This window comes from Pseudoalteromonas sp. S1650 (assembly GCF_005887195.1).
In the GTDB taxonomy this organism is placed as follows: Bacteria; Pseudomonadota; Gammaproteobacteria; order Enterobacterales; family Alteromonadaceae; genus Pseudoalteromonas; species Pseudoalteromonas simplex.
Window position 1 is genome coordinate 1 of sequence record NZ_PNDF01000091.1, and the last position, 6,658, is coordinate 6,658.

General features: G+C 43.1%; 8 protein-coding genes. All 8 read left to right on the plus strand.

Annotation, left to right across the window (positions count from 1 at the left end; translation table 11 throughout):
- The first annotated feature begins 128 nt into the window (after positions 1 to 128).
- The 8 genes from trmJ to fdx all read left to right on the plus strand — a co-directional run bounded on the left by trmJ (position 129) and on the right by fdx (position 6,400).
- The gene (trmJ, locus tag CWB80_RS20280) at positions 129 to 851 is read left to right on the plus strand and encodes a tRNA (cytosine(32)/uridine(32)-2'-O)-methyltransferase TrmJ (RefSeq protein ID WP_138602698.1); all 723 of its coding nucleotides are present in this window, start codon (positions 129 to 131) and stop codon (positions 849 to 851) included.
- A gap of 192 nt (positions 852 to 1,043) precedes the next feature.
- Positions 1,044 to 1,535 carry a Fe-S cluster assembly transcriptional regulator IscR gene (gene iscR, locus CWB80_RS20285; protein WP_054552499.1) on the plus strand — a complete coding sequence of 164 codons (492 nt, stop codon included), beginning with the start codon at positions 1,044 to 1,046 and terminating at the stop codon, positions 1,533 to 1,535.
- A gap of 22 nt (positions 1,536 to 1,557) precedes the next feature.
- Positions 1,558 to 2,775, plus strand: coding sequence for an IscS subfamily cysteine desulfurase (locus CWB80_RS20290; RefSeq protein WP_054552500.1), 1,218 nt, complete (start codon positions 1,558 to 1,560; stop codon positions 2,773 to 2,775).
- Between the two features lie 40 nt (positions 2,776 to 2,815).
- Positions 2,816 to 3,199: a Fe-S cluster assembly scaffold IscU gene (gene iscU, locus CWB80_RS20295; protein WP_054552501.1), complete on the plus strand. Its 384-nt coding sequence runs from the start codon at positions 2,816 to 2,818 to the stop codon at positions 3,197 to 3,199.
- Between the two features lie 11 nt (positions 3,200 to 3,210).
- Entirely contained in the window at positions 3,211 to 3,534 is a 324-nt protein-coding gene (gene iscA / locus CWB80_RS20300; protein ID WP_054552502.1) for an iron-sulfur cluster assembly protein IscA, read from the plus strand.
- A 78-nt stretch (positions 3,535 to 3,612) separates the two neighbouring features.
- Entirely contained in the window at positions 3,613 to 4,140 is a 528-nt protein-coding gene (gene hscB, locus CWB80_RS20305) for a co-chaperone HscB (RefSeq protein ID WP_054552503.1), read from the plus strand.
- A gap of 47 nt (positions 4,141 to 4,187) precedes the next feature.
- Positions 4,188 to 6,050, plus strand: coding sequence for a Fe-S protein assembly chaperone HscA (hscA, locus tag CWB80_RS20310; RefSeq protein ID WP_138602700.1), 1,863 nt, complete (start codon positions 4,188 to 4,190; stop codon positions 6,048 to 6,050).
- 11 nt (positions 6,051 to 6,061) lie between these two features.
- Positions 6,062 to 6,400 carry an ISC system 2Fe-2S type ferredoxin gene (fdx, locus tag CWB80_RS20315; protein ID WP_054563549.1) on the plus strand — a complete coding sequence of 113 codons (339 nt, stop codon included), beginning with the start codon at positions 6,062 to 6,064 and terminating at the stop codon, positions 6,398 to 6,400.
- The last annotated feature ends 258 nt before the right edge of the window (positions 6,401 to 6,658 follow it).

Here is a 6,658-nt window from a genome sequence, read left to right on the forward strand (position 1 = left end):
AAGATCGAAGCTGATAGCTGATAGCTGATAGCTGATAGCTGATAGCTGATAGCTGATAGCTGATAGCTGATAGCTGATAGCTATGTTATAATCCCCGCAATTTTTGACTTTCAGTAAGTAACAACGCAATGACACTTGATGATATTCGTATCGTATTAGTTAACACATCACATTCTGGTAATATTGGCTCAGCGGCACGTGCTATGAAAACGATGGGCTTATCAAATTTATATCTTGTTGATCCTGCTTGTGAAATTGATAGTCATGCGAGTGCGCTTGCAGCCGGTGCAACAGATGTTTTAGGTAAAACAGTGGTTGTTGATACACTGGCAGATGCGATTGCTGATTGTGGCTTAACAATTGGTACCAGCGCACGCTCACGTACTTTATCTTGGCCAATGGTTGAGCCGCGTGAATGTGGTGAAAAGTTAGTGGCTGAGGCTGAACAGGGTCCTGTTGCACTCGTATTTGGTCGCGAAAATAGTGGTTTAACGAACGAAGAACTACAACAATGTAACTACCACGTATGTATTCCTGCAAATCCTGAGTACAGCTCGTTAAATCTCGCGATGGCCGTGCAAACACTGTGTTATGAAACACGTATGGCATATTTAAATAAACAGCCAAAAGTACAAGAAGAAGACGAAGTAACCTACCCAAATGCGAAGCAAACTGAGCTTTTCTATGAGCATCTAGAGCAAACGCTAAACGACACAGGTTTTATCATCAAACAGCACCCAGGCATGGTGATGACTAAACTACGTCGTTTATTTAACCGCGCACGTCCAGAAGAAGCTGAGATGAACATCTTACGCGGTATTCTTACCTCTATTAATAAGTCTATTAAATAATCACAGGTTATAAGTATAATACTTGACTAAATTACTCAGGTAATTACAATGTACCCATTACTTGACTGTTTTTGTCAAGTATTCGGTTTTATCAATGGCAAGTATCAATTTTTATCAAGTGATAATACTTGACTATTTTGGTCTGGTAATTAAAATTTGCACACCTTAGCGTGCAGTAACATCGGGGGCTCCATGAAGTTAACATCAAAAGGCAGATACGCAGTAACCGCCATGTTGGATGTTGCACTACATACAAATGTGGGTGCAGTGCCTCTTGCCGATATTTCTGAACGCCAAGAGATTTCGTTATCTTACCTTGAGCAACTATTCGCCCGTTTACGTAAAAACGGCCTTGTGACCTCTGTGCGTGGCCCAGGTGGCGGATATTTACTAGGTCGAGAAGCGAACGAAATTTCTGTCGGCGATGTGATTAACGCCGTTGATGAGTCTGTTGATGCAACACGTTGCCACAATGCAACGGGTGGCTGCCAAAGCGGCATGCGTTGTTTGACTCATACCTTATGGTCGGACTTAAGCGCACGTATCGAAGAGTTTTTAAATAGTATTACCCTTGCTGAATTGGTGGAAAAGTCAGATGTGAAAGAAGTCGCATCGCGCCAAGATAACAGCATCAACAATGCAATTAAGCAACTGGAAAACATTCAAGTAAGCTGTCAACTGTAGCTTGACGAAAGCGGAGAGAGAAATGAAGTTACCGATTTATTTAGATTACGCAGCAACCACGCCTGTTGATGAACGTGTGGCAAAAGAAATGATGCAATGCCTGACTATGGACGGTAATTTTGGTAACCCTGCATCACGCTCACACCGTTTTGGTTGGCAAGCAGAAGAAGCCGTTGATCAAGCACGTACAGATATTGCTGATCTGATCAACGCTGACCCGCGTGAAATTGTTTTCACTTCAGGTGCTACAGAATCAAATAACCTAGCAATTAAAGGTGCTGCGCAGTTCTATAAAAAGAAAGGCAAGCACGTTATCACGGTTAAAACAGAGCACAAAGCAGTGCTTGATACGTGTCGTGAACTAGAGCGTCAAGGTTTCGAAGTAACCTATATGGACGTTGAAGAAAACGGTTTACTTGACCTTAAAAAGCTTGAAGCTGCAATGCGTGACGACACAGTACTTGTGAGCGTAATGCACGTAAATAACGAGCTAGGTGTTATCCAAGATATCGCGACAATCGGCGAAATGTGCCGTGAGCGCAAAATTATGTTCCACGTAGATGCTGCACAAAGCGCAGGTAAAGTACTTATCGACGTGCAACAGTTAAAAGTAGATTTCATGTCGTTTTCTGGCCACAAAGTATATGGCCCGAAAGGTGTCGGCGCACTTTATGTTCGTCGTAAGCCACGTGCACGTTTAGAAGCGCAAATGCACGGTGGTGGTCATGAGCGTGGTATGCGTTCAGGCACACTAGCTACTCACCAATTAGTTGGTATGGGTGCGGCATTTAGAATCGCTAAAGAAGATTTCGAAAAAGACCATGCACACATCAGCGCACTTCGTAAGCGCCTGATCGATGGCATCATGGCTGATATGGACGAAGTTTACTTCAATGGTGAACCAAGTCACTCAGTTCCAGGTATTGTAAATATCAGCTTCAACTTTGTTGAAGGTGAGTCGTTATTAATGGCTGTTAAAGACATTGCTGTTTCATCAGGTTCTGCCTGTACCTCAGCAAGCTTAGAGCCTTCTTATGTACTACGTGCATTAGGCCGTAATGACGAGTTGGCACACAGCTCAATTCGTTTCAGCATTGGCCGCTTTACGACTGAAGAAGAGATTGATTACACCGTTGAACTAATCAAAAACTCGATCGGCCGTTTACGTGAGATGTCTCCTCTATGGGAAATGCATCAAGAAGGTATTGATTTAGATTCAGTTGAGTGGGCGCATCACTAATCAGTGATCGCCGCCGCTAGCAGGTAGTGAGGATAGTATTATGGCTTATAGTGATAAAGTAATCGATCATGTTGAAAATCCACGCAACGTGGGTGCTTTAGACAAAAATGATCCGTCAGTTGCAACAGGTATGGTGGGTGCACCAGCATGTGGTGACGTAATGAAATTGCAAATCAAAGTATCACCAGAAGGTGTAATTGAAGATGCAAAATTCAAAACATATGGTTGTGGTAGCGCAATTGCTTCTTCTTCACTTGTAACTGAGTGGGTAAAAGGCAAAACATTAGATGAAGCTGCAACAATCAAAAACACTGATATCAGTGCTGAGCTTGAATTACCGCCAGTGAAAATTCACTGTTCAATTTTAGCAGAAGACGCGATTCAAGCAGCAATTGCTGACTACAAAAGCAAACAAGCGAAGTAAGAGATAAATTCATGGCAGTGACATTGACAGATGCGGCAGCAAACCGCGTAGAATCATTTTTAGCAAATCGCGGCAAAGGCATTGGCCTACGCGTTGGCATTAAAACGACGGGCTGTTCAGGTCTTGCTTATGTTCTTGAATTTGTTGATGAGTTAGCAGACGGCGACGAAATTTTTGAAAGCCGTGGTGTGAAAGTGATCGTTGATGCCAAAAGCTTAGTCTATATTGATGGTACTGAGCTTGATTACACCAAAGAAGGTTTGAACGAAGGGTTTAAGTTTAACAACCCGAACCAAGCCGATGAGTGTGGTTGCGGCGAAAGCTTCACCGTTTAAGCTTATAAAACTTTCTTTGCTTGAAGCCCTGCCTATGTAGGGCTTTGTTCTTTCCTGTTTACCGAGTTGGATTATGTAATGCGTTACTTTGAGTTATTTGCAATTCCAGTAGATTACAACATTGATTTAGCGACTATTAATAAACACTACCTTGAGCTGCAACGCGCAGTTCACCCTGATCGCCACGCAAGCTCTAGCAGCCGTGACAAATTACTTGCTGTGCAAAATGCAGCAGAAATCAATGATGCATTACAAACTTTAAAACACCCGGTAAAACGTGCTGAGTACATGCTAAGCGAGCTTGGTGTTGATATTCGCGCCGAGCAACAAACATTACAAGACCCGCTATTCTTAATGCAGCAAATGGAGCTGCGTGAAGAATTAGAAGAACTTGAAAATGCCGCAGATCCTGATGCAGCAATTGCCCAGTTTGAAGCGCAAATTAAACAACTCGATAAGCAATACAGCAGCGAATTAGCCGCTCAGCTAGCAAGTAATGATGAGCAACAATGGCAAGCTGCCGCTGACAATATTCGTAAATTGAAGTTTGTTTATAAGTTACGCGATGAACTAGAGCGTATTGAAGACAGTTTATTTGATGATTAATCGTTAGTTGTTACACAACAGCTATTTAAGAGTTTAAAAAGAGCATTATGGCATTATTGCAAATTGCTGAGCCGGGGCAGAGCGCGGCACCACATGAGCACAAATTAGCAGTCGGTATTGACCTTGGTACAACTAACTCGTTAGTTGCAACAGTGCAAAGCGGCGAAGCGCGCACACTGACTGATTTAGCAGGCAATGCGATGCTACCATCGGTTGTTCAATACCAAGCAGATAGCATTGTGGTTGGTGAACGAGCGGCAGCAGCTGCAACTCAAGACCCTGCAAACACACTAATCTCGGTTAAGCGTTTTTTAGGTAAAACTCAGGCTGAAATCGAAAAAAGCTATGGTCAACTGCCGTACGAATTTTGTGAGCATGATGGCTCATTAGCAATCAGCACGGTTGCGGGTGCAATTAGCCCTGTTACTGCATCGAGTGAAATCTTAAAAGCATTGAAACTGCGCGCAGAAGACAGCTTTGCAGGTCAAGATATCTTAGGTGCAGTTATTACTGTGCCAGCTTATTTTGATGATGCTCAGCGTCAAAGCACCAAAGATGCTGCCGAGCTTGCTGGTATTAAGGTATTACGTTTATTAAACGAGCCAACGGCTGCGGCTGTAGCTTATGGCCTTGATTCAGGCCAAGAAGGTATTATCGCCGTGTACGATTTAGGTGGCGGTACCTTCGATATTTCTATTTTACGTTTACACCAAGGTGTATTCGAAGTGCTTGCGACTGGCGGTGACTCAAGCCTTGGTGGTGACGATTTTGACTCGCTACTAGTTGATTACTTCAAAAAACAAACCGGTGTTAGCGAGCTTTCTGCATCGGTATTGCGTTTATTCATCAATAAAGCAAAAGCGTGTAAAGAAGCGCTAAGCCAATACCAAACTGTAAATGTTGGTTTAGAGTTTGATGGTCAAAGCCACAAAGTTGAAGTAACCCGCGAAATGTTTGATGAGCTTGCTCTTAGCCTTGTGAAGAAAACACTACGTTCTTGTCGTCGTGCGGTTAAAGATGCCGGTATCGAGAACGAAGAAGTACTACAAGTTGTAATGGTTGGCGGCTCGACTCGTATGCCAATTGTACGCTCTCAAGTTGCTGCATTTTTTGATAAAGAGCCACTGACTTCTATCGACCCAGATCGCGTAGTTGCACTCGGTGCAGCACTGCAAGCAGATGTATTGGTTGGCAATAAGCCAGATTCAGACATGTTGCTATTAGACGTATTGCCACTGTCGCTAGGTCTTGAAACCATGGGTGGCTTGGTTGAAAAAATTATTCCACGTAACACCACGATCCCTGTTGCACGTGCACAAGAGTTTACCACTTTCAAAGATGGTCAAACGGCAATGTCACTGCATGTATTACAAGGTGAGCGTGAGCTAGTTGACGATTGTCGTTCGTTGGCTAAATTCAGCTTAAAAAGTATCCCGGCCATGGCAGCCGGTGCTGCGCATATTCGCGTAACCTTTAAAGTAGATGCTGATGGCCTATTAAGTGTATCGGCAATGGAAAAATCAACGGGTGTGCAAGCTGAAATTCAGGTCAAACCATCGTTTGGTTTATCAGACGACCAAGTTGCAAATATGCTCAAAGAGTCAATGACTAACGCTAAAGACGACATGCAAGCGCGGATGCTTAAAGAGCAGCAAGTTGAAGCGCTACGTGTTGTTGAAGCGCTTGAAGCATCACTGGCAACCGACAGTGCATTACTTGATGAACAAGAATTAGGTGCGTTAAAAGCAGAAATTGCTAAACTTGTTGCCGTACGCGAAAGTGCAACAACACCTGCAGAAATTAAAGCAGCGATTGAAGCTGTAGACAATGCAAGTAGCGAATTTGCTGCTCGCAGAATGGATGCATCAATCAAAAAAGCGCTGCAAGGGCAGTCAGTAGACGAAGTTTAACGAGGTAAGGTATGCCACAAATTATTTTTCTTCCACACGAAGAGTTATGCCCAGAAGGCGCTGCTATTGAAGCTCCTGCAGGTGAAACGGTATTAGATGTTGCGCTAAAGAATGGTATTAGCATTCCACATGCATGTGAAAAATCATGTGCGTGTACAACATGCCACTTAGTCATCCGTGAAGGCTTTGACTCTTTAGATGAGAGCGATGAGCTTGAAGACGACATGCTAGATAAAGCATGGGGTCTTGAGCCTGAGTCACGCCTTGGTTGCCAAGCAGTGATCAAAGATGAAGATTTAGTGGTTGAAATTCCAAAGTATAATCTCAATATCGTTAATGAAGAGCATTAATTTTTAACGGCTTTGATTTCGTAAAAACCGCTGTAGTTGCTTGGTCTCTACAGCGGTTTTTTGTTTTTTAGAGCTGTCAGCTTTCAGCCGTCAGTTTTTAGCAGATCGAGATAGAGGTTTAGTTCTTTGTGTTAATGAACTGAAATAGCTTTACATTGATCTCTCAGGTTTTATGTTTTTGATAGCTGATAGCTGATAGCTGATAGCTGATAGCTGATAGCTGATAGCTGATAGCTGATAGGTTATTAATCATTGATG